This is a genomic window from Streptomyces sp. NPDC059009, from assembly GCF_042740175.1.
In the GTDB taxonomy this organism is placed as follows: domain Bacteria; phylum Actinomycetota; class Actinomycetes; order Streptomycetales; family Streptomycetaceae; genus Streptomyces.
The window spans coordinates 73,600-95,941 of the sequence record NZ_JBHYJB010000009.1 but is presented as its reverse complement, the minus strand read 5'-3'; the positions used below and the strand labels follow the sequence as shown (position 1 = coordinate 95,941).

Here is a 22,342-nt window from a genome sequence, read left to right as displayed (position 1 = left end):
CACCGCGATGACCCTCGGCATCAAGGTCCCGCGCGCGTGGGCGGTCAGCGTGAACGCGATCATCAGCCTCGTCTTCGGCTACATCCTGATGAACGTGGCGACGAGCTTCATGGGCTCCTTCATCTCCTTCCTCACGCTGCTCGCGGTCGCCTTCTCCGCCTGGATCGGCGTCTTCGGCATCGACATGCTGCGCAGGAAGACGTACGACGGCAAGGCGCTCATGGACACCACGCGCACCAGCGCCTACTGGTACAAGGCCGGATTCGCCTGGCAGGCCATGGCGGCCTGGGGCGTCGCCCTGGTCGTGGGCCTGCTCTTCACCAAGGTCGACTGGTTCAGCGGTCCGCTCGCCACGTCCTGGATCGGGCGCAACGGCCTGGGCTGGCTGGTCACGATCCTGATCGCCGCCGCCCTGTACGCGGTCCTGCCCCGGCAGCCGATCGTCGAGGCACCCGAGGCCGAGGGCAAGGACAGCGGCGAGGCGGAGCTGGTCACCGCGTAGCCGGGCCCAACTCGCGTACGGCACTGTTCATCTGACACAGCGTCAACTAACGTCCCCCTTCGCCGCCCACGGTGAAGGGGGACTTTCCCATGCCCGTCACAGTCGTACGCCTCAACCTCGTCGATCCGTCGGCGACGCCCGGCTCGCTCAGCGCCCGCTACAAATCCGCCCTGGAGATGGCCGCGTACGCCGACGACCGGGGCATCTCCACCATCCAGACCGAGGAGCACCACGGGGTCGCCAACAACTGGCTGCCCTCGCCGTTCACGTTCGCGGGCGCGGTGTTCGGGGCGACCCGGCGCATCGCGGTCACCGTCTCCGCGATCATCGGCCCGCTGCACGACCCGCTCCGGCTCGCCGAGGACATCGCCGTGCTCGACCTGCTCAGCGGCGGCCGTCTGGTGACGGTGGCGGGCATCGGCTACCGGCCCGCGGAGTACGAGGCGTTCGGCGTCGACTGGCACCGGCGCGGCAAGCTCCAGGACGAGCTCCTGGAGACCCTCCTCAAGGCGTGGACCGGCGAGGAGTTCGACTACCGCGGCCGCACGGTCCGCGTCACCCCGCGCCCGCACACGCGGCCGCACCCGATGCTCCTGGTCGGCGGCTCCTCGAAGGCGGCCGCACGGCGCGCGGCCCGGCTCGGCCTGCCGCTCTTCCCGAGCGCGCACCTGCCGGAGCTGGAGGCGTACTACAACGAGAAGCTCGCGGAGTACGGCACCGAGGGCTGGACGATGATGCCGGCCGCCGAGACCCCGCTCCTGCACCTCTCCGAGGACCCGGACCGCACCTGGGCCGAGCACGGCGAGCACTTCCTGCACGAGGCCCGCACCTACGCGTCCTGGCAGAACAAGGACATCCGCTCGGCCGTGAAGTCGGCGGCCACGACGGTCGAGGAACTGCGCACCGAGGGCGTCTACCGCGTCCTGACGCCCGACGAGTGCGTGGCCTTCGTGGAGGGCGGCGCCGCCAACCTCGTCCTGCATCCGCTCTCCGGCGGGATGCCGGTCGACGAGGGCTGGCGCAGCCTGCACCTGTTCGGCGAGAACGTACTGCCCCGGCTCAAGGACTGAACCTTGAACCGGGGCAGCTTCCCGCAGGAGGAGATGGCAGCGGGGACTTAACCCATCTCCTCCAGGGCCTTGCCCTTCGTCTCCTTGACGAACTTCATGACGAAGGGGATCGAGAGCGCCGCGAAGGCGCCGTAGATGATGTACGAGCCGGTCAGCGACCACTCGGACATGCTCGGGAAGGTCTTGGTGATCGCGAAATTGGCGAGCCACTGAGCGGCCGCGGCCACACCGAGCGCGGCGGCGCGGATCCGGTTCGGGAAGATCTCGCCGAGCAGCACCCAGACCACCACGCCCCAGGAGAGGGCAAAGAAGAGCACGAAGGCGTTGGCGGCGATGATCGCGGTCAGGCCCTGCGCGTTCGGCAGCGAGACGGTGTCACCGGAGCCGGTCTTGTACGAGAAGGCCCAGGCCATCGTGAACAGGGCGACCGCCATGCCCGCGGAGCCGATGATGGCGAGGGGCTTGCGGCCGATGCGGTCGACGAAGATCATCGCGATGACCGTACCGACGATGTTCACGATCGACGTCTCGAACGAGTACAGGAACGAGCTGCTCGGGTCCTTGCCGATCGACTGCCACAGCTGGTTCGAGTAGTAGAAGATCACGTTGATGCCGACGAGCTGCTGGAACACCGAGAGCCCGATGCCGATCCAGACGATCGGCAGGAAGCCGACCTTGCCGAGCAGGTCCTTGAACGACGGCTTGTGCTCGCTGCGCATGCCCGACTCGATCTCGGCGACGCGCGCGTCCAGGTCGATGGCGGTGCCCTCGACCTCGCCGAGGACCTTCTTGGCCTCGACGTCACGGCCGGCCGAGATCAGGAAGCGCGGCGACTCGGGGATGGCGAGGGAGAGCAGGCCGTACAGGACGGCCGGGATGACCATGACGCCGAGCATCCACTGCCATGCCTCGAGGCCCATCAGCTTGCCGCGCTGATCGCCGTCGGCCATGTTCAGGATGCCCCAGTTGACGAGCTGGGAGACGGCGATGCCGATGACGATGGCGGCCTGCTGGAAGGAGGCGAGCCGTCCGCGGTACGCGGGCGGGGCGACCTCGGCGATGTAGGCGGGGCCGATGACCGAGGCCATGCCGATGCCGATGCCGCCGATGAGGCGCCACACCGTCAGGTCCCAGGCGGCGAACGGCAGGGCCGAGCCGATGGCGCTGGCCGCGAAGAGGACGGCGGCGATCTGCATGCAGCGGATACGGCCGATGCGGTCGGCGATCCGGCCCGCGATGGCGGCGCCGACGGCACAGCCGAGGAGCGCGGTCGCGATGATCCAGCCGAGCATGTTGGCGTCGACGTCGAACCTGTGCTGGATGGCGACGGTCGCACCGTTGATCACGGAGCTGTCGTAGCCGAAGAGGAAGCCACCCATCGCGGCGGCCGCCGTGATGAAGATGACGTGCCCGAGGTGGTCGGGCTGGGCGTCTCGGGCTCCTGACTGCGGTGCCTGCGCTGTGCTGGTCACGTGAACTCCTCGGGCCACCGGCAGCGTCGCCGGGGGTGGGGGCGAGCTCTTCAAGTGGCGCACAACTTCACGCCGCCCACCACCTGAAGGTAAAAGCAACGTTGCAGAGACTATGCCTTCAAGTTTCGAAGTCAATACCTAGTCAGCTGTGAATTTAAGGGCAGTGCGAGGCCGTGGATGTTCAAGTCTTGAACTCTTGTAAATGATCTTGAATGCGACTGCCGAGCGGTGGCTAGTGCAGCCGCTGGCTGATCACCTTGGAGACGCCGTCGCCCTGCATGGAGACGCCGTACAGCGCGTCCGCGACCTCCATCGTGCGCTTCTGGTGCGTGATCACGATCAGCTGCGAAGCCTCCTGCAGCTCCTGCATGATGCGGATCAGCCGCTGCAGGTTGGTGTCGTCGAGCGCCGCCTCGACCTCGTCCATCACATAGAACGGGCTCGGCCGGGCCTTGAAGATCGACACCAGCATCGCCACGGCGGTCAGCGACCGCTCCCCGCCGGACAGCAGCGAGAGCCGCTTGACCTTCTTGCCCGGCGGCCGGGCCTCGACGTCCACACCCGTGGTGAGCATGTTGTCGGGGTCGGTCAGGATCAGCCGCCCCTCACCCCCCGGGAACAGCCGGCTGAAGACCCCTTCGAACTCCCGCGCGGTGTCCCGGTACGCCTCCGTGAAGACCTGCTCGACGCGCTCGTCGACCTCCTTCACCACTTGGAGGAGGTCGGCCCGCGTCTTCTTGAGGTCCTCCAGCTGCTCGCTGAGGAACTTGTGGCGCTCCTCCAGGGCCGCGAACTCCTCGAGCGCGAGGGGGTTCACCTTCCCCAGCTGCTGGTACGCCCGTTCGGCTGACTTCAGGCGCTTCTCCTGCTCGCCTCGGACGAACGGCCGGGGCCTGTTCCGCGGGTGCTCGGGGTCCTCGGGCAGCTCCTCGCCCTCGGCGGGGAGCGAGGGCGGCACCAGCTGCTGCGGGCCGTACTCGGCCACGAGCCCCGCCGGTTCCACACCGAGTTCCTCCAGCGCCTTCGCCTCCAGCTGCTCGATCCGCAGCCGCTTCTCGGCGCCGAGCACCTCGCCCCGGTGGACCGAATCCGTCAGCTTGTCGAGCTCCGCCTTCAGGTCGCGGCCCTGGTTGCGCGCCTCGACCAGGTCGCGCTCCCGCGCCGCCTTGGCCCGCTCGGCCGCGGCGCGCTCCGCCTCGGCCCGGCCCAGAGAGACCTCCACGTGCGCGAGCAGCTGCCCGGCGCCGGACGCGACGGCCTGCGCGACCGCCGCCTCGTGGCGCAGCCGGGCCCTGCGCTGCTCGGCACGCGCGCGTGCCTCGCGCTCCGCCCGCGCGGCCCGGTCGAGCCCGTCGGCCCGCCCCGCGAGCCCCTTCACCCGCTCCTCGTGCGTACGCACCTGGAGGCGGGCCTCCATCTCGGTCTGCCGGGCGTTGGCCCCGTCGGCGGCGAGCCGGTCGCGCACCGAGGTGTCGGGCTCCTCCTCCGCTCCGTCCCCCGAGGATGCCTCCTCGGCGACGGCGAGCCGCTCCGCCAGCTCCTCCACGTCCATGCGGGCCTGGTCCAGGGCGTCCTGCGCCTTGGCGGCGGCGGCCGTGGACCGCTCGGCCTCGCCCGCGGCACCCCGCGCCTGACCGGCGAGCGCCCCCAACTGCTGGGCCACGGCCGACTTCTCCCGGTCGGCCGCCCGGCGCCGCTCCCCCAACTCCTCGACGAGCGCGGCACATTCCTTGCGCCGTCCCTCTATGACCCGCTGCTCGCGCCCCAACTCCTCGCACCGCACGCCGAGTTCATCCAGCTCGGCGGCCGCCTCGTCGACGGACGCCTGCACCTCGAGGAGGCTGGGCGCCCCCGCCGAACCGCCCTGCGCGAAGTGCGCCCCGAGCAGATCTCCCTCCGTCGTGACGGCGGTCAGCTCGGGGTGGGCGTAGACGAGGTCCTCGGCGTCCTCGAGCGACCCGACGGCCACGATGTCACGCAGCAGCCCCCGGACGGCGGGCATCAACTCGGCGGGCCCGCGCACCAGATCGGCCACGAACGGCGGCCCGTCCCCGCGCTGCCGCTCCGATACGTCGGCCGGGGCACCCTGCGACTCCTGCGCGAGGAGCAGCGCCGCCCGCCCCGCGTCCTGCTTCCGCAGCAGGCGAATCGCTTCGGCCGCGTTAGAGGGCGTGCTGACGGCGACGGCGTCCGCGGCGGCACCGAAGGCGGCGGCGACGGCGACCTCGAACCCCGGGGCCACCGAGAGCAGTTCGGCCACCGGGCCGAGGACACCCGCGAGCCCTTCCTTGGCCGCCAGCAGCGCGCCGGTCCCGTCCTTCCTCCGCAGCCCGAGGGCGAGCGCATCGCGCCGGGCGGCCACCGCGGCCCGCTCACGCTCGGCGACGGTCGCGGCCTCCCGGGCGGCGGTCAGCTGTCCCTCCGCCTCGGTCAGGGCGCGCCTGGCCTCGTCGTGCCGCTCGCCGAGCTCCGTGTCGCCCGCGTCCAACCCGTCGACCTCGGCCTTGAGCTGCTCGTACTCCTCCTGGGCCAGGGCGGCGCGCTCGCGTGCCTCGTCCCGGGCGGCGGCGAGCCGGTCGATCTCGGCCTCCGCGGAGGCGGCCCGCGACCGCGCCGCGCTGACCTGTCCGGCGAGGCGGGCGAGCCCTTCCCTGCGGTCGGCGATGGCCCGCGCCACGTCCTTGAGCCGCCGCTCCTCGACCGCCAACTCCCGCTCCAGCTCGGCGCGGTGGGCGACCGTGTCCTCCAGGGCGGTCTGCGCCGCCTCCAGCGCGGCCTCCAGCTCCGCCTCCTGCTCGCGGATCCGGGCGGCCTCGCGCTCCATGTCCTCCGGCTCCCGGCCACGCCGCTCCTCGGCCGGCTGTGCGGAGGCGCTCTTGACGCGGGCCTCGGCGAGCGAGACGGTGCCGCGCACCCGCTCGGCGAGCTGCGACAGCTCGTACCAGGTCTGCTGGGCCCGCTGCAGGCGCGGCGTCAGCTGCCGGACCTCGTCCTCCAGGAGCGCCTCGCGCTGCAGCGCCTTCTTCAGCTCGGTCTCGGCGGCGTCCTTGCGCTCCTTGAGCGCGGCCTCGTCGGCGACCTCCGCGTTGAGGGCTTCCTGCAGCCGTACGAGATCGTCGGCGAGCAGCCGCAGCCGGGCGTCGCGCAGGTCGGCCTGGATGACGGCGGCGCGGCGGGCGACGGCGGCCTGCCGTCCCAGCGGCTTGAGCTGGCGGCGCAGCTCGTCGGTGAGGTCCTGCACGCGCGCGAGGTTGGCCTGCATCGCGTCGAGTTTCCGCAGCGCCTTCTCCTTGCGCTTGCGGTGCTTGAGGACTCCCGCGGCCTCTTCGATGAAGGCACGGCGCCCCATGGGGTCGGCGTGCAGCACCGAGTCGAGCTGGCCCTGCCCGACGATGACGTGCATCTCGCGCCCGATGCCGGAGTCGGAGAGCAGCTCCTGGATGTCGAGCAGCCGGCACGTATCACCATTGATCTGGTACTCGCTGCCGCCGTTGCGGAACATGATCCGCGTGATGGTGACCTCGGCATACTCGATGGGCAGCGCGCCGTCGGAGTTGTCGATGGTGAGGGAGACCTCGGCGCGGCCGAGCGGGGGCCGCCCGGTCGTCCCGGCGAAGATGACGTCCTCCATCTTGCCGCCGCGCAGCGACTTGGCGCCCTGCTCGCCCATGACCCAGCTCAGCGCGTCCACGACATTGGACTTGCCGGAGCCGTTGGGTCCGACGACGCAGGTGATGCCCGGCTCGAACTTCAGCGTGGTGGCCGAGGCGAAGGACTTGAAGCCGCGCAGGGTCAGGGCCTTGAGGTGCACGCGTCCGGACTCTACAGGCCCGCCCGTCGCCCGCCACCGCCCCTCCGATGAGGCGCTGCGCGCCGCACCGCTGGATTTGCCAGTTTCACCCATGAAGGTGCAGGGCACATCAGACGGTAAAGGAAGCGTGAACGGGGCTGACAGGACCGGCAGCGCCGGAGCGAAGAAAGAAGGGACGCCGAAGCGTCCCTTGCAGATCTGACGAACAAGCGGCTGACATGGGCAGCCTGACCACTCCGCGAACAGGACTCCGCTGGAAGAAGTTGCCTGGTGCGGGGGTTGGGTCAGGTGAGCGCAGGCTCCGCCTGGGGTACGTCGATGCTCTCCATGAGAGAGTCGTGAGAAGCGGCAGCCGCGAGCGCGTCGTTCTCGGCCTGGATCCTGACGAGCTCGGATTCCAGGTCCTGTACGCGCTGCTGGAGCCGTCGCATCTCGGCGAGGAGTCGCGGGTCGCTGCCGCCGACGTAACCGAGAAGCGCCTTTGCCATGATGGATGGTCCTCCACACTGAGTGACCGACCGAAGCGGTGTGGGTCGTGAGGGAATCGCACCCGCGGTGCTTGGCACTCGTTGTTCTTACTGGCCGTTCTCACATGCCAAACAGCTAAGGTGCGCGGGGCTTCCAGAGTCTCACCAAAAAGTTTGACGGTCAACACGATCACACCCCGTATTGGTGGGCAACCCGGGGGCTCGCGGCCGTGGAAACTGCGGCGGCGGCTTCTCCTGCGGGGCCCTGGGGGCGTGGTGAAGATCCGTACTCGTGGAGCCTCCCATGGCACGGGGTTCTTGGCAACCACCAGGCATTATTCGCACCGGGCAGTTGAACGGGGCCGGGTGCGGGCCCGCCGCGGCGGGCCCTTCGGTCAGCGAATGCTGAAGGTGTCGTAGATGCCGCGGGGAGTGTCCCAAATCTCAGTGACACCATCGACCCGGCCGGGTGTGTCGCCCTCGCAGAGCCAGTCGAGGAGCTTCTGGCAGCCCTCGCGCGAGCCCTCCGCGACGACCTGGACGCGGCCGTCGTCGAGATTGAGAGCAAAACCACTCAGGCCGCCGATCTCCAGCGCCGTGGCCCGCGTGAACCAGCGGAATCCCACGCCCTGCACGCGGCCGCGCACCCAGGCGACGAGCCGTACTTCTTCGTTCATGGGTGCACGCTAACCGGCCAATTGCTCTGGGAGCACTTCGTCCCCATCCGGCATCGCGTACAGTCGCGGTTCGATGAGCCTCACTCGTATGGGTGAGTCACGTTGACCGTAAGGACGAAAGGCCAGGAGATGGGACGCCACCGACGCTCCGCCGCTGGCGAGCACGACGCCCCCGAAGTGCGCCCCGGCGCTGTCTCGCACCGCCGTAAGGGCAAGGTCGCGGCTCCCGTGCGCACCGGCCTTCTCGGCGTCTCCGCGGCCGTGGCGATGGGCGCCGTGGCGGTGGCCTCCGGCCTGGTGCCCGGCAGCGACAACTACTCGCTGGGTGGCGGCAGCGGCTCGGACAAGGTCCGCTCCGCCAGCTCCCCGACGGAAGTGAACGCGCAGGGCGGCACCGACGGCGCCGCCGACCGCAGCCCGTCCTCCCCGAGCCGGAGCACCGACCGCTCCCAGGCCCCGGCCCCTTCGCCTTCGAAGTCCTCGGCCAAGCCGACCGAGAAGCCCTCTCAGAAGCCGTCCGAGAAGGCTCCCGAGTCGAAGGCTCCGGAGAAGGAGAAGGAGACCCCGGCCCCGACCCGCACGGCCACGCAGAAGCCGAAGCCGCCCGCGGCGAGCTCGCCGTCCGCCTCCACGGAGAGCGCGGCCGAGGCCGAGGTGCTCACGCTCGTCAACAAGGAGCGCGCCAAGGTGGGCTGCTCCCCCGTGCGCGCGGACACCGGTCTGGCCTCGCTCGCCGGCAGTTTCAGCTCGGACATGGCGGGCCGGGACTTCTTCGACCACACCGACCCGGACGGCGCGACCCCGTGGGACCGCGCCGAGAAGGCCGGGATAGCGGACCTGGGCGGCGAGAACATCGCCCGCGGCCAGGCCAACGCCCAGTCGGTGATGGATGCCTGGATGAACAGCCCCGGCCACCGCGCCAACATCCTCAACTGCGACTACAAGACCCTCGGCGTCGGCGCCCACTTCGCGCCGGGCGGCCCGTGGTGGACGCAGGACTTCGGCTTCTGAGCCTTCCAGCACCTGGGGCGCGAGCACTAACTTTTAGATAGCGCCACCCCTTGGTCAGCGCTGTGCGGGAGTACGCTGGGTGCATGGACTCCACCACCGACCGGACCGAGGGCGTCCCGGACCTCGCGTACGACGTCTTCTCCAGGCAGTGCCCCTCGCGCGGCACGCTGGAGCATGTGACCGGGCGGTGGGGTGCGCTCACCCTCGGGGCGCTGCACGACGGCAGCTTCCGGTTCAACGAGTTGCGGCGCCGGGTGGACGGCGTGAGCGAGAAGATGCTGTCGCAGACGCTGCACGCCCTGGAGCGGGACGGCCTGGTGCACCGCGAGGCACAGCCGACCAACCCGCCGCGCGTGGACTATGAACTCACCCCGCTGGGACGGGAGTTCGCCGAGCGCCTGCTGACCCTCGTGCACTACATGGAGGGCCGGATGGACGACGTACTGGCAGCCCGGAAGCGTTACGACGAGGCGCGCGGCGGGCGCTGACAGCGGGGGCAGAAGTAGCTGGACCGGTTCATCCAGGGGCGCCTGCGCATCGGGGTGCCGCAGCGGCGGCACGGCTCGTCCTCGCGCCCATAGGCGTCCAACGACCGGTCGAAGTAGCCCGATTCGCCGTTCACGTTGACGTAGAGGCTGTCGAAGCTGGTGCCGCCGACGGCGAGGGCCTCCGCCATCACGTTCCGTACGTGGCCGAGGAGTTCGGCGGTACGGGGGCGGGTGAAGCCGGCGGTCGGCCGCTCGTAGTGAACCTTGGCACGCCACAGCGCCTCGTCGGCGTAGATGTTGCCGACGCCGCTGATCAGCGACTGGTTGAGCAGGGCGCGCTTGATGGTGGTGCGGCTGCGGCGCAGCGCGTCGTGGAACGCCGCGTCGTCGAAGAGCTCGTCGAGCGGGTCGCGGGCGATGTGCGCGATGACGTCCGGGAGCCCGTCGGTACTGTCGGCGGCGCACTCGTGCAGCGAGAGCCCGCCGAAGGTGCGCTGGTCGACGAAGCGCAGCTCGGTGCCGGCGGCGGCCGGGTCGTCCGGGCCGTCCGTGAACCGCACACGGATCCTCAAGTGCTTCTCGTCGGGCGCCTGTTGGGGCTGCACGAGGAGCTGACCGCTCATGCCGAGGTGGGCGAGGACCGAGGTGTGGGTGTCCTCGAGCGGCAGCCACAGATACTTGCCGCGGCGCATGGGCACCCCGATGCGCTGCCCCTTGAGGCGCTGCGCGAAGTCGTCGGCGCCCGCGACGTGCCGGCGCACCGCGCGCGGGTGCAGGACCTCGACGTCGCCGATGGCGCGGTGGGCGACCCAGCGCTCGAGTCCGCGCCGGACGACCTCCACCTCGGGCAGTTCGGGCACGGTGTCTCCTCGGGGTGCGTCCTCAGGGGGTGCGGTAAAGCCACTGGCCTGCCCCGGAGGTCCGGGGCAGGCCAGTGTGAACGTACCGTCAGGCAGGAGCGGCGTCCGAGGCCGAGGGGGTGTCGGCGTTCCCCCCGGCTGCGGCTTCCGCCGCCTTGGCGCGCTCGTCCGCTGCCGCGCGGATCGCGCGCCAGGCGGACTCGGCGGCCTGCTGCTCCGCTTCCTTCTTGCTGCGGCCGGTGCCGGTGCCGTACGAGACGCCTCCGACGCGGGCGGCAGCGGTGAAGGTCTTCTCGTGGTCCGGGCCGGACTCCGTCACGAGGTACTCGGGCACGCCGAGGCTCTCGGTGGCGGTGAGCTCCTGGAGACTGGTCTTCCAGTCCAGGCCCGCGCCCAGGTTCGAGGACTTCTCGATCAGCGGGTCGAAGAGACGGTGGACGAGTTCGCCCGCCGCGTCCAGGCCCTGGTCGAGATAGACCGCGCCGATCACCGCTTCGAGGGTGTCGGCGAGAATGGACGCCTTGTCCCGGCCACCCGTGCCCTCTTCACCCCGGCCGAGCCGGATGAAGGAGCCGAGGTCGAGGCCGCGGCTGACCTCCGCCAGCGCACGCGAATTGACCACCGCGGCCCGCAACTTGGCCAGCTGGCCTTCGGGCAGGTCGGGGTGGGTGCGGTACAGCGTGTCCGTGACGACGAGGCCGAGCACGGAGTCACCGAGGAACTCCAGACGCTCGTTCGTCGGCAGACCGCCGTTCTCGTACGCGTACGAACGGTGGGTCAGCGCACGCACCAGAAGGGCGGACTCGAGCGTGTACCCGAGCCGCCCTTCCAGAAGCGTGTGGGACGAGGCTGTGGTCTCTGCCTGCTTTTTGGCGTCTTCCGCCTTCTTTGGGCTAGACACAGCGCCTCTCACCAGCCGCTCAGACCTCGAGGACCTGGCGCTTGTTGTAGGTGCCGCAAGACGGGCACGCGATGTGCTGCTGCTTGGGCTCCTGGCAACGCTCACACGAAACCAGGGGGGTGACCGCAGCCTTCCACTGCGACCGGCGGTGGCGCGTGTTGCTGCGCGACATCTTCCGCTTCGGAACAGCCACGGCTACTTCTCCTGCTTCTCGTCGACGCCCGCTTCCGCTTCGGCGCCGCTCATCTCGTCCTTCTCGCCGTCCTGGATGGTGCCAGCGAGTCCCTGCAGTGCCGCCCAACGGATGTCGACGGCGTCATGGTGGTGGTCCGGGTCGTCCGCGAGCCGCGCCCCGCACTGGGAGCACAGGCCCGGACAGTCGTCCTGGCACACCGGCTGCATCGGCAGTGCGAGCACCACCGCATCACGCAGCACAGGCTCGAGGTCGAACATGCCGTCCTCAAGATAGAGCCTGTCCTCGTCTTCCTCGGCGTCGTCGGCCGGTTCCGCGGTGCGGCCCCGGTCGTCGGCGTCAGGGTACGAGAACATCTCCTGGAAGTCCGCGTCGACCTCAAGCGTCAGCGGCTCCAGACACCTTACGCACTCCCCCTCGGCCGACGCACGGGCGGTGCCTGTGACAAGCACCCCTTCCATGACCGACTCGAGACGGATCTCCAGCTCGACCGGGGCGCCCTGCGGCACCCCGACGACCCCTTCGATGCCGAGGAGCGCCGGCGAACCGGGCGCCTCGATCTCGCGGGTCAGCCGCTGCATGGCACCAGGACGCCGCCCCAGCTCGTGTGTGTCGAACACGAGAGGGTTGCGATGGTCGAGGCGCGTGCTCAGGGCTTTTCCTGCTTTCGGATCCTGGGAGTTCAAGGAGGGGCTGCCCCTGCGTGGAGTCCCACGAGACGGGCAGCCTGGATCGCGGACGTATGCGCGACCGAAGAGCCAGGATACTGGACCTTTCGCTGTCGGCCCAATCCGGTCCCGATCCCCCTGGGGAGAGGCCCTTCAGCGGCCCTGCCCGTACTGGCGCTCCTGCTCGTACTGGCGGACCTGGTCCATGCTGATCATGCTCGTGTCGAAGAGGCTGGTCTCGTCGAGCGCGGTGGGAGCGGGCGCCTGCGGCTGCTGCGGTGCCTGCTGCTGCTCGGGGAGGCCCGGGAGCTGGTTGGGGTCGTAGCCCTGCTGCGGGTAGCCGTACGGGTCCTGCTGCTGGTAGGCGTACGGGTCCTGCTGGCCATAGGGCTGCTGGTACGCGTACTGGTCCTGCTGCTGGTGCTGGTAGCCGTACGGGTCCGGCTGGGCGTAGGGCTGCTGCTGGGGGAGCTGGGGGGCCGCCTGGGGCTGCGGGGGCTGGGCCGAGGGCTGCTGCTGGGCGGCCTGGGTGGGGTCGGCGAGGTCCGCGAGGTAGTCGGCGTCCGTGGAGTGGTGGGTGCTCGCGCCGTCCTGCGTGAGGGAGCCGAGCTCGTCGGCGGGGGCGCGGCCCTGCAGGGTCTGGCGGCCCTTGCCGACGGCCTCCAGGGTCTTGGCGAGGACCGCCTCGAAGGCGCCGAGCTTGGCGTCCACGTACGCGTCGGCGTCGCGGCGGAGCGTCTCGGGGTCGTGGCTGCGCTCGGGGGCGTCCTCGTCCTCGTAGCCCTGCTCGTCCAGGCCCGGGCCGGTGCCGAGGAGCTTCTCGCGGCCGCGGCCGACCGAGCCTAGGGTCTTGGTGAGGACGACCTCGAAGTTGGCGAGCTTGCTGTCCACGTAGTCGTCGGCCTCGGCGCGGACGTCGAGGGCCTCCTGGCGGGCCTCCGCGAGGATGCGGTCGGCCTCGCCCTGGGAGCCGCGGGCGACCTCGGTGTCGGAGATCAGCGAGCCGCGCTCGGCGCGGGCCGTCTCGATGATCCGGTCCGCCTCCTGGCGGGCCTGCTCGACCATCTGCTCGCGGCCGCCGATCAGCTCCTGGGCCTGGGCCAGGGAGCCGGGCAGGGCCTGGCGCACCTCTTCCAGCATCGAGAGCAGCTGTGCGCGGTTGACCACGCACGACGCGGACATGGGCATCGATTTGGCGCTGCCGACCGACGCGACGATCTCGTCGAGCTTCTTCTGCACGTCCACCGTGTGCTCGCCACTCTCTACAGCTGGTTGGGAGACGGACCAAGCGGGTCCCCCGGGCCCGCTGAGGCGACTGTAGCCCTTGATCAGCCTTTCGTAAGGCGCTTGTTGAGGGCTTCGAGCACGAGCGGCGGGACCAGGTGGGACACGTCGCCGCCCCAGGCCGCGACCTCCTTGACGAGCGAGGAGGAGAGGAAGCTGTAGGTGGGGTTGGTGGGCACGAAGAGGGTCTCGACGCCCGAGAGGCCGTTGTTCATCTGAGCCATCTGCAGTTCGTAGTCGAAGTCGCTGACGGCGCGCAGGCCCTTGACGATGGCCGGGATGTCGCGCTGCTTGCAGAAGTCGACCAACAGGCCGTGGAAGGACTCGACTTCGACGTTGCCGAACTCGGCGGTGACCTCGCGGATCAGCTCGATCCGCTCCTCGATCTCGAACAGGCCCTTCTTCGACTGGTTGATCATCACCGCGACGTGCACCACGTCGTACAGGCGGGAGGCGCGGGCGATGATGTCGAGGTGTCCATTGGTGATGGGGTCGAACGACCCCGGACAGACGGCGCGGCGCAACTGAAGTCCCTCGCTCTCCGGTCCGGTCATGGTGCGATTTCTGAGTCGTCGCACGTAGAGGCGGCGCGACCGTACCAAAACGTGCCCTCCCCGTAGCGACGGGAGCGCAGCGCCTCGAAGCCCTCCGGCCACCGGAATTCGCCGCCTCTAGTACTGCGTTCAACGGTGACGAGCGCTTCGTCCGTGAGCCAGCCCTCCGTGCGGAGTGTGAGCAGGATCTCGCGAAGATCGTCGTCGGAGACTGCGTACGGGGGGTCGAGGAACACCAGGTCGTAGGGGTCGGCGGGGGCCTGACCCTGGACGATCTGGGCTGCTTTGCCCGCCCGGACCTCGGCGCCGGGCAGGCCGAGCCCCTGCACGTTCTCCCTGATGGTGCGGACCGCCCTGGCGTCGGCCTCGACGAGAAGGGTGTGCGCGGCGCCGCGTGAGAGGGCCTCCAGGCCGACGGCGCCGGACCCCGCGTACAGGTCGAGCACGCGCGCGCCGTCGAGGGTGCCCTGGAACGCCTGCCAGGTGGAGAAGAGTCCTTCGCGCGCGCGGTCGGAGGTGGGGCGCGTGCCGTTTCCCGGGGGGACGGCGAGGCGGCGTCCGCCGGCCGTGCCGGCGATCACGCGGGTCATGTGAGTCCTTCGGTCCTTCGGGAGACGGGCCGCGGCTCGGGGCGGGCCGCTGTCCTCACGATATGGCGTGCGCGGGCGTCCCTCCTTGTCACCCCTTGTCCAGGTACTGCTCGCGCTCCTCGTCGAGCAGGGCGTCCAGGGCGACGCGGAGCTCGGGGAGGTGCTCCAGGTCGGGGTCGCGGGAGACGACGGCGGTGGCCTCCTCGCGGGCCTCGGCGATGATCTCCTCGTCGTCGATGACGGCCAGCATGCGCAGGCTGGAGCGGACGCCGGACTGGGCCTGGCCGAGGACGTCGCCCTCGCGGCGCTGTTCCAGGTCGATGCGGGAGAGCTCGAAGCCGTCCAGGGTGGCGGCGACGGCGCCGAGGCGGGCGCGGGCGGGGCTCGCCTCGGGCATGTCGGTCACCAGGAGGCAGAGGCCGGGGGCCGAGCCACGGCCGACGCGGCCGCGGAGCTGGTGCAGCTGGGAGACGCCGAAGCGGTCGGCGTCCATGATCACCATGGCCGTCGCGTTCGGGACGTTCACGCCGACCTCGATGACCGTCGTGGCGACCAGGACCTGGGTCTCGCCCGCGGCGAAGCGGCGCATCACCGCGTCCTTGTCGTCGGGCTGCATGCGGCCGTGCAGGACCTCGACCTTGAGGCCCTGGAGGGGGCCGTGGGCGAGCTGCTCGGCGACCTCGAGGACGGCGAGCGGGGGGCGCTTCTCGGCGGTGGCCGCCTCCTCCGCCTTCTCTTCGGCGGACTTCTTCTTGCCCTTCTTGGGCGCCGCTTCGTCGTCCCCCTCGTCGATGGAGTCGCCGATGCGGGGGCAGACCACGTACGCCTGGTGGCCGTTCTCCACCTCCTCGCGGACGCGTTCCCACGCGCGGGCGAGGAAGTGGGGCTTGTCCTGGGCGGGGACGACATGGCTGGCGATCGGCGAACGCCCCGCGGGGAGCTGGTCCAGGACCGATGTCTCCAGGTCGCCGAAGACCGTCATCGCGACCGTGCGCGGAATGGGGGTGGCCGTCATGACCAGGAGGTGCGGGGGCTGCTTGCCCTTGCCGCGCAGGGCGTCGCGCTGCTCGACTCCGAAGCGGTGCTGCTCGTCCACTACGACCAGGCCGAGGTCGTGGAACTGGACCTTGTCCTCGATCAGGGCGTGTGTGCCGATGACGATCCCGGCCTCGCCCGTGACCAGGTCCAGGAGGGCCTGGCGGCGGGCGGCGGCGCCCATGGAGCCGGTGAGCAGCGTGACCTTGGTGGCCTGCTCGGCGCCGCCCAGCATCCCTCCTTCCGCCAGCTCCCCCATCATTTCGGTGATCGAGCGGTGGTGCTGCTGGGCGAGGACCTCGGTGGGCGCGAGCATCGCGGCCTGCCCGCCCGCGTCCACGACGGCGAGCATCGCGCGCAGCGCCACCATCGTCTTGCCGGAGCCGACCTCGCCCTGGAGGAGGCGGTGCATGGGGTGTTCGGTCGCGAGGTCGTCGAAGATCTCCTTGGAGACCTTCTGCTGTCCTTCGGTGAGCGTGAAGGGCAGCTTGGCGTCGAACGCGTCGAGGAGGCCGCCCTCCTTGGGCTCACGGGCCACGGCGGGCAGCTGCGCGTCGGCGAACCGGCGCCGGGCCAGGGCGACTTGGAGCACGAACGCCTCGTCCCATTTGAGGCGGTCGCGGGCGGCGGCGATGTCCGCCTTCGTGTGCGGCCGGTGGATCTTGAGGAGGGCCTCGGGAAGCGGGATGAGGCCACGGCCGTCCCGCAGGGCGGGGGGCAGCGGGTCGAGGGCCTCCTGGGCGCTGGGCAGGACCATGTCGATCGACTTGGCGATCTTCCAGGACTCCAGCTTGGCGGTGGCCGGGTAGATCGGGATGAGGGCGCCCGCCCAGGAGTCGACCGCTTCGGCGGCGGATCTCTCGGACTGGTCCGCGTCGCCCTTCAGGAGCTCGTACGCCGGGTGGGCGAGCTGCATCTTGCGGTTGAAGACCGACGCCTTGCCCGCGAACATCGCGCGGGTGCCGGGCAGCAGGTCCTTGTGGGGCTTGTGGATGCCGCGGCCGAAGAAGACGAGCTGGAGCTGGCCGCTGCCGTCCGTGATCGTGACCTCGAGGCGCTGGCCCCGGCCGCCGTTGAACTTCAGGATGCGGGCACTTGCGACCTGGGCGACCACCGTCACGTGCTCGTCCAGCGGGAGCTCGGCGAGGCGGGTCAGCTCGCCCCGCTCCGCGTACCGCCGGGGGTAGTGGTGGAGGAGGTCGCCGACCGTGTGCAGGCCGAGGTGCTCGGCCATCACCTTCGCGGTGGCGGGGCCGACCACTTTCTTCAGGGGTTCTTGGAGCGCGGGCACGAGATCCATTGCACACCACGGCACTGACAATCCGCCGGTACGTGCCGGAAGTCCGCCCGCCGGGCCACCTCGTGCTCCGGCGGCGGCTACTCCACGCCGATCAGCATGGGCGCCGACTGGCTCCCCCGGTACACGACGGTGTCGACCGCCAGGTACGCCTCGCGCACGTGCTTCTCCAGCTCCTCGGCGACCTCGTCGGGCACGGTGTCGCCGAGGACGAGCGTCACCATCTCGCCGCCCGCGGCGAGCATCCGGTCGAGGACCGCTCGCGCCGTCGCGGCCACCTCGGCGCCGATCACCGCGACGTCGCCGTCGATCAGGCCGAGCACGTCACCGGCCTGGCAGATGCCCGCCATGGTCCACGACTGCCGCTCGGCGACGGCCAGTTCGGCGTAGCGGGTCGCGCCCGCGGCCGACGTCATGGCGACGACGTCCTCGTCGAAGCGCCGGTCCGGCTCGTGCACGGCGAGGGCCGCGATGCCCTGGACCGCGGAGCGCGTGGGGATCAGGGCGACGCGCACGCCCTCGGCACGGGCCTGCTCCGCCGCGGCCGCCGCGGTGTGGCGCAGCTCCGCGTCGTTGGGCAGCAGCACGACCTCGCGCGCGTAGGCCCGCCGGATCGCGTCGACGAGCTCGCCGCTCGCGGGCTGCTCACCGGTGCGCGCGGGCACGGTGGTGGCGCCCGCCTCCGCGTACAGCTCCGCGAGGCCGGCGCCGGGCACGACCGCCACGATGCCGCGCTGGGTGCGCTCCCGGGGCGTCCGGGGAAGCCGGCCGGAACCGGCGGCGTGCGCGTCTCCGGCGCCGAAGTGGGTGATGCGGATGCGGTACGGCCGGCCGGCCTCGACGCCCGCCTCCACGGCGGCGCCCGCGTCGTCCACATGGACGTGGACGTTCCACAGGCCGTCGCCGCCCACCACGACCAGGGAGTCGCCGAGGGAGTCGAGCCGGGCGCGCAGCCGGGCCACGGAGTCGTCGGGCGCCTCCAGGAGGTAGATCACCTCGAAGGCGGGGCCGCCGTCCCCGGTCTCCGGGTCCTCGCAGCCGACGGCGCCGATCTCCTCCACGCGCGTGTGCCCGCCCTCCGCGCCCTCCGCGCTCTTCGAGGGCTGGGCGCCGCTCTTCGCAGCGCCACCCTGCGCGGCGCTCTTCAGCGGCACGGCCTCCCCGGACAGCGCCCCCACCAGCGCCCCGAGAACCGCCACGAGGCCCCGCCCCCCGGCGTCCACCACTCCCGCGCGCCCCAGGACCGCGAGCTGCCCCGGGGTGGCGTCCAGCGCCGTGCACGCGCCGTCGTACGCGGCCCGGGCCACCGCCGCGCAGCCATCGCCTCGGGCCTCGCGCGCGGAGTCCGCCGCCGCGCTCGCCACCGTCAGGACGGTGCCCTCCACGGGGTGCGCGACCGCCCGCCGCGCGGACCCCGCGGCCTGCTCCAGGGCGTGGACGAGGGCGTGGCCGTCCGCGTGAGGTGCGTCACTCTCGGCCGCGAGGACCTGGGCCATGCCGCGCAGCAGCTCGGAGAGGATCGTGCCGGAGTTGCCGCGGGCCCCGATCAGGGCGCCGTGGGCCATGGCGCGCATGGCTTCGGCGAGGGACGGCAGGGCGGGCTCGTGCCCCGTGAAGGCCGCGTCGACCGCCTGGGCCGCCGACTCCACGGTCAGATAGAGGTTGGTTCCGGTGTCCCCGTCCGCGACCGGATAGACGTTGATCGCGTCGATCTCCTCGCGGGCCCGGCCCAGGGCGTCCAGGGCGAGACGGCACCAGGTGCGCACCGCGACCGCGTCGAGGTCCTGCTGCACCTGCTCGCCTCCTTGGGCAGACCGGCCGGGGCACGGGATCCGTGACATCGCGGAATCCCGGAATCCGGACGGGAGCCGGACTGGGACGCAGGGTAGACCCAGGCCGCACGGGGGCTCGGGGCAGGGCCGGGGCGAGCCATGGTAATTTCGTAAGGCCGAAGCAGCCGTTGTATGCTGCTCCGGTTGCCCGATACGCATCGGGCCATTCCTCCTGGCAACGCCACCCTGATCATTGCACTGATCCCGGCATGCCGGGTTTAACCGTAAGTGCATCTGAAGTCTTTGGAGTGACCCGTGGCTGCCAACTGCGACGTCTGCGGCAAGGGGCCGGGCTTCGGCAACAACATCTCGCACTCGCACCGCCGTACGCCCCGTCGCTGGAACCCGAACATCCAGCGCGTGCGTGCCGTGGTCGGCGGGACGCCGAAGCGCCTCAACGCCTGCACCTCGTGCATCAAGGCCGGCAAGGTCTCGCGCTGACGTAGCGCGGCCACCTAGCCGGTTGCCGAAAGGCCGGTCCCCCCTCGGGTGGGCCGGCTTTTTCGTGTACCCACACGCGGGTGGGTCGGCCCGCACACAGGTGTGCCGTTCACCGTCCACGCGCGCGGGTGGCCTGCCAGAATCGGCCGGATGCGCTTCGGCATACTCGGCCCCCTCGACGTCCGCTCCCCCGACGGCAGCCCTCTGGACCCCGGCGGTCCGCGCCCCCGCGCGCTGCTGACGCTGCTGCTCCTGGACGCCGGGCGCACCGTCTCCGTGGAGCGCCTGACCGACGGCCTGTACGGCGACGAGCCGCCCGCCGGAGCCGCGAACGCCCTGCAGTCCCAGGTCTCCCGGCTGCGCAGGCGCCTGGGCCTGGACATCGAGGCGGCCCCCACCGGCTACCGGCTCGACGTCTCCCCCGAGGACGTCGATCTGCACCGCTTCGAGCGGCTCGCGCGTGCGGGGCACCGGGCCCTGGCTGCCGGGGACCACCCGCAGGCCGCCGCGCTCCTGAGGGAGGCGCTCGGCCTGTGGCGGGGCCCCGCGCTCGCCGAGCTGCCCACCGCGCACCCGCGCGTGCCCCGCCTCGAAGAGCTGCGGTTCGCCGCCGTCCAGGACCGCGTCGACGCGGATCTCGCGCTCGGCGGCGGCCCCGATCTCGTACCGGAGCTGCGGGAGCTGCTCTCCCGGCAGCCGCTGAGCGAGCGGCTGTACGGGCAGCTGATGCGGGCGCTGCACGCGGGCGGGCGGCCCGCGGAGGCGCTCACGGTGTACGAGGAGGCCCGGCGCACCCTCGCCGACCAGTTGGGCGCGGACCCCTCCGCGGAGCTGTCAGAGCTGCACCTGGAGCTCCTGCGGGGCCGGGAGCCCGCGCGGCGGCAGGGGGTGCCCGCGCAGCTCACGCGGTTCGTCGGGCGCGCCGACGAGCTCGGCCGGATCGGGGAGCTGCTGTCCGGAGCGCGCCTCGTGACGCTCACAGGGCCGGGCGGCGCGGGCAAGACGCGGCTGGCGATCGAGGCGGTGCGCGACCGGGAGAGCGTCTGTTACGTCGAGCTCGCGCCGCTCGGTGACGGCACCCAGGTGACGTATGCGATCCTCACCGCCCTCGGAGTCCGTGAGGGCTTCCAGGGGTCGGGCGCGGACACGACCGGGCGTCTTCTTGCCGCGCTCGAGGATCGTGACCTTCTTCTTGTGCTCGACAACTGCGAGCACCTCGTGGAGGACGCGGCCCGGATCACGGGGCTCGTACTCGGGGCCTGTCCGGGGGTGCGGGTCCTCGCCACCAGCAGGGAGGGGCTCGGGATCACCGGGGAGGTGCTGTGGCCGGTGCCGCCGCTGGCGCCGGGGCCCGCCGCGCGGCTCTTCGAGGACCGGGCCGTGGCTGTCCGCCCTGGTGTGGCGGCGGATCCCGCGGCCGTACGGGAGATCTGCGCGGCTCTCGACGGGCTGCCCCTCGCGATCGAGCTGGCCGCCGCCCGGCTGCGCACCCTCACGGTCGAGGAGCTCGCCGCGCGCCTCGGCGACCGCTTCCGGCTGCTGTCGCGCGGCGACCGCACGAAGGCGCCCCGGCACCGCACGCTGCACGCGGTCGTGGAGTGGAGCTGGGAGCTTCTGGACGACGCGGAGCGGGAGCTGGCGCGGCGGCTCACGGTGTTCTCCGGAGGTGCGACGGGCGATGCCGTCGAGGCCGTCTGCGGGGTCGGGGATCCGGAGGACCTGCTCGCGTCGCTCACCGAGAAGTCCTTCGTCGAGGTGGCCGACGGACGCTTCCGGATGCTGCAGACGATCCGCGCCTTCTGTGCCGGGCGCCTCGCCGACGCCGGCGAGGCGGACCGCTTCCGGGACGCGCACGCCGCGTACGTCCTGGGCCTCGCCGAGCGCGCCGAGCCGTATCTGCGCGGCCACGACCAACTGCCGTGGCTGGCGCGCCTGTCGGCCGAGCACGGCAACTTCGACGCCGCCCTGCGCCACCTGGTCGGTGCCGATCCGCACCGGGGGCTGCGCCTGATGGCGGTGCTCACCTGGTTCTGGCGGCTGCGCGGCCTGCACGGGGAGCAGGTGCCGCTCGCCCGTGAGCTCCTCGCCGCCGTGGGCTCCCAGCCGCCCGCGGGCCTGGCCGAGGAGTACCTCCTGTGCCTGATCAACACCGTCAAGGGCGACGGCGACGACCCGGCTGAACCGGATCGCATCGCGCGCGGGCATGCCCTCATGCAGGTGCTGGAGCCGCCGTTGCGGCTGCCGTACCTGGTGGTGCTGTGGTCGCTCGCGGGCGGTCCGCAGCACGCCATGGAGGACCAGGTGCGGCGCCAGGTCGGCACGGACCCGTGGGGGCTCGCGCTGCTCGACCTCGGGCACGGGTTCCAGGAGTGGTTCGCGGGCCGTCCCGAGGCGGCCGAGGAGGTGTTCGCGCGGGCCCTCGTGCGGTTCCGCGAGACCGGTGACCGCTGGGGCACGGCCAACTGCCTCGATCCACTGGGCATGTTCGCGCACTGGCGGGGCGACCGCCGCAGCGCGCTGCGGCGCCTGGACGAAGGGCTCGCCTGTGTAAGGGAGTTGGCCGCCCCTGAAGAGACGTCCGACCTGCTCCACCAGCGCGCCACGGTCCTGCTGTACGAGGGCGAGACCGAGGAGGCCGAGGCGCACTTCACGCACGCGGCGGCCCTCGCGCGCACGGCGGGCGCCGCCGACAAGGTGGCGACGGCACTGCGCGGCCTCGGGGACGTCGCCCGTCTCTCCGGGGACACGGCACGCGCGCGTGGGCACTACGAAGCGGCCCTGGAGGCGTGCGCCGCGAACTGGTTCAGCATCGGCGAGACCGTACGGATCTTCATCGGCCTGGGGCGCACCGCGCTCGCCGAGTCCCGCGCGGACGAGGCCGCCGACTGGTTCGAGCAGGCCCGCGTCCTCGCGCTGAGCCCGGAGCGGGGGCCCGCTTCGGGCTTCGGAGAGGCCGCCGGCGTCGCGGAGGCCCTCGCGGCCGTCGCCGCGGCCCCGGAGGACGCGGCCCGGCTCCTCGGTGCCGCGACAGGAGTGCGCGGCACCCTGATCGCGGGCGACCCCGATGTCGTACCCGTCGAGGAGGCGGCCCGCGCGCGGGTGAGCCCCCAGGCGTACGAGAAAGCCTTCGAAGAGGGCCGGGAGCTGGGAGAACGCGCCCTGGAGTGAGGCCGGTCAGCGACGGTGAGC

At 71.6% G+C, this 22,342-nt stretch carries 19 protein-coding genes; 6 read left to right on the top strand and 13 right to left on the bottom strand.

Annotated elements, in window-relative coordinates:
* Together ACFWYM_RS11275 and ACFWYM_RS11270 are read left to right on the top strand one after the other, a co-directional pair.
* A partial coding sequence (locus tag ACFWYM_RS11275; protein WP_384833570.1) for a cytosine permease occupies positions 1–502 on the top strand: 502 nt, incomplete at its 5' end.
* Between the two features lie 89 nt (positions 503–591).
* Positions 592–1,572 carry an LLM class flavin-dependent oxidoreductase gene (locus tag ACFWYM_RS11270; protein WP_384833567.1) on the top strand — a complete coding sequence of 327 codons (981 nt, stop codon included), beginning with the start codon at positions 592–594 and terminating at the stop codon, positions 1,570–1,572.
* Between the two features lie 47 nt (positions 1,573–1,619).
* Here ACFWYM_RS11270 and ACFWYM_RS11265 read toward each other — a convergent pair whose 3' ends face one another.
* From ACFWYM_RS11265 to ACFWYM_RS11250, 4 genes are all read right to left on the bottom strand, one after another.
* Positions 1,620–3,044, bottom strand: coding sequence for a sugar porter family MFS transporter (locus ACFWYM_RS11265; protein WP_384833564.1), 1,425 nt, complete (start codon positions 3,042–3,044; stop codon positions 1,620–1,622).
* Between the two features lie 232 nt (positions 3,045–3,276).
* Complete coding sequence (gene smc, locus ACFWYM_RS11260) at positions 3,277–6,855, bottom strand: chromosome segregation protein SMC (protein ID WP_384833561.1); 3,579 nt, start codon at positions 6,853–6,855, stop codon at positions 3,277–3,279.
* Positions 6,856–7,139: 284 nt separating this feature from the next.
* Positions 7,140–7,343: a hypothetical protein gene (locus tag ACFWYM_RS11255; protein ID WP_384833558.1), complete on the bottom strand. Its 204-nt coding sequence runs from the start codon at positions 7,341–7,343 to the stop codon at positions 7,140–7,142.
* 374 nt (positions 7,344–7,717) lie between these two features.
* Positions 7,718–7,999, bottom strand: a complete 282-nt coding sequence (locus ACFWYM_RS11250; RefSeq protein WP_384833555.1) for an acylphosphatase — start codon at positions 7,997–7,999, stop codon at positions 7,718–7,720.
* Between the two features lie 129 nt (positions 8,000–8,128).
* Here ACFWYM_RS11250 and ACFWYM_RS11245 point away from each other — a divergent pair, with 129 nt between their 5' ends.
* Together ACFWYM_RS11245 and ACFWYM_RS11240 are read left to right on the top strand one after the other, a co-directional pair.
* Complete coding sequence (locus tag ACFWYM_RS11245; RefSeq protein ID WP_384833552.1) at positions 8,129–9,010, top strand: CAP domain-containing protein; 882 nt, start codon at positions 8,129–8,131, stop codon at positions 9,008–9,010.
* Between the two features lie 83 nt (positions 9,011–9,093).
* A complete protein-coding gene (locus ACFWYM_RS11240; RefSeq protein WP_384833549.1) occupies positions 9,094–9,498 on the top strand; it encodes a winged helix-turn-helix transcriptional regulator in 405 nt (134 codons plus the stop codon).
* Here the strand turns inward: ACFWYM_RS11240 and mutM are convergent.
* The 9 genes from mutM to ACFWYM_RS11195 all read right to left on the bottom strand — a co-directional run bounded on the left by mutM (position 9,471) and on the right by ACFWYM_RS11195 (position 18,721).
* A complete protein-coding gene (mutM, locus tag ACFWYM_RS11235; protein ID WP_384833546.1) occupies positions 9,471–10,358 on the bottom strand; it encodes a bifunctional DNA-formamidopyrimidine glycosylase/DNA-(apurinic or apyrimidinic site) lyase in 888 nt (295 codons plus the stop codon). The genes ACFWYM_RS11240 and mutM overlap by 28 nt on opposite strands.
* Before the next feature lie 88 nt (positions 10,359–10,446).
* Positions 10,447–11,271 (bottom strand): ribonuclease III, encoded by an 825-nt coding sequence (gene rnc / locus ACFWYM_RS11230; protein ID WP_384833543.1) that lies wholly within the window; start codon positions 11,269–11,271, stop codon positions 10,447–10,449.
* 7 nt (positions 11,272–11,278) lie between these two features.
* Positions 11,279–11,452, bottom strand: coding sequence for a 50S ribosomal protein L32 (gene rpmF / locus ACFWYM_RS11225; protein ID WP_030676011.1), 174 nt, complete (start codon positions 11,450–11,452; stop codon positions 11,279–11,281).
* 2 nt (positions 11,453–11,454) lie between these two features.
* Positions 11,455–12,138, bottom strand: a complete 684-nt coding sequence (locus ACFWYM_RS11220) for a YceD family protein (RefSeq protein WP_384833540.1) — start codon at positions 12,136–12,138, stop codon at positions 11,455–11,457.
* A gap of 135 nt (positions 12,139–12,273) precedes the next feature.
* Entirely contained in the window at positions 12,274–13,365 is a 1,092-nt protein-coding gene (locus ACFWYM_RS11215; protein WP_384833537.1) for a cell division initiation protein, read from the bottom strand.
* 83 nt (positions 13,366–13,448) lie between these two features.
* On the bottom strand, positions 13,449–13,928 hold the full coding sequence (gene coaD / locus ACFWYM_RS11210) for a pantetheine-phosphate adenylyltransferase (protein ID WP_384833906.1): 480 nt from the start codon (positions 13,926–13,928) through the stop codon (positions 13,449–13,451).
* Positions 13,929–13,954: 26 nt separating this feature from the next.
* Entirely contained in the window at positions 13,955–14,548 is a 594-nt protein-coding gene (gene rsmD / locus ACFWYM_RS11205; RefSeq protein ID WP_384833534.1) for a 16S rRNA (guanine(966)-N(2))-methyltransferase RsmD, read from the bottom strand.
* 88 nt (positions 14,549–14,636) lie between these two features.
* A complete protein-coding gene (gene recG / locus ACFWYM_RS11200; RefSeq protein WP_384833531.1) occupies positions 14,637–16,883 on the bottom strand; it encodes an ATP-dependent DNA helicase RecG in 2,247 nt (748 codons plus the stop codon).
* Positions 16,884–16,960: 77 nt separating this feature from the next.
* Complete coding sequence (locus ACFWYM_RS11195; RefSeq protein WP_384833528.1) at positions 16,961–18,721, bottom strand: DAK2 domain-containing protein; 1,761 nt, start codon at positions 18,719–18,721, stop codon at positions 16,961–16,963.
* A 246-nt stretch (positions 18,722–18,967) separates the two neighbouring features.
* On the opposite strand from ACFWYM_RS11195, the gene rpmB reads away from it, so the two are divergent.
* Together rpmB and ACFWYM_RS11185 are read left to right on the top strand one after the other, a co-directional pair.
* Complete coding sequence (rpmB, locus tag ACFWYM_RS11190) at positions 18,968–19,153, top strand: 50S ribosomal protein L28 (RefSeq protein ID WP_030195073.1); 186 nt, start codon at positions 18,968–18,970, stop codon at positions 19,151–19,153.
* A 150-nt stretch (positions 19,154–19,303) separates the two neighbouring features.
* Positions 19,304–22,321, top strand: coding sequence for a BTAD domain-containing putative transcriptional regulator (locus ACFWYM_RS11185; RefSeq protein WP_384833525.1), 3,018 nt, complete (start codon positions 19,304–19,306; stop codon positions 22,319–22,321).
* Positions 22,322–22,342 lie beyond the last annotated feature (21 nt).

Coding starts and splice junctions, on each gene's coding strand:
- ACFWYM_RS11270 (WP_384833567.1), top strand. CDS start 592: ATGCCCGTCACAGTCGTACGCCTCAACCTCGTCGATCCGTCGGCGACG.
- ACFWYM_RS11255 (WP_384833558.1), bottom strand. CDS start 7,343: ATGGCAAAGGCGCTTCTCGGTTACGTCGGCGGCAGCGACCCGCGACTC.
- ACFWYM_RS11250 (WP_384833555.1), bottom strand. CDS start 7,999: ATGAACGAAGAAGTACGGCTCGTCGCCTGGGTGCGCGGCCGCGTGCAG.
- ACFWYM_RS11245 (WP_384833552.1), top strand. CDS start 8,129: ATGGGACGCCACCGACGCTCCGCCGCTGGCGAGCACGACGCCCCCGAA.
- ACFWYM_RS11240 (WP_384833549.1), top strand. CDS start 9,094: ATGGACTCCACCACCGACCGGACCGAGGGCGTCCCGGACCTCGCGTAC.
- rsmD (WP_384833534.1), bottom strand. CDS start 14,548: ATGACCCGCGTGATCGCCGGCACGGCCGGCGGACGCCGCCTCGCCGTC.
- recG (WP_384833531.1), bottom strand. CDS start 16,883: ATGGATCTCGTGCCCGCGCTCCAAGAACCCCTGAAGAAAGTGGTCGGC.
- ACFWYM_RS11195 (WP_384833528.1), bottom strand. CDS start 18,721: ATGTCACGGATCCCGTGCCCCGGCCGGTCTGCCCAAGGAGGCGAGCAG.
- ACFWYM_RS11185 (WP_384833525.1), top strand. CDS start 19,304: ATGCGCTTCGGCATACTCGGCCCCCTCGACGTCCGCTCCCCCGACGGC.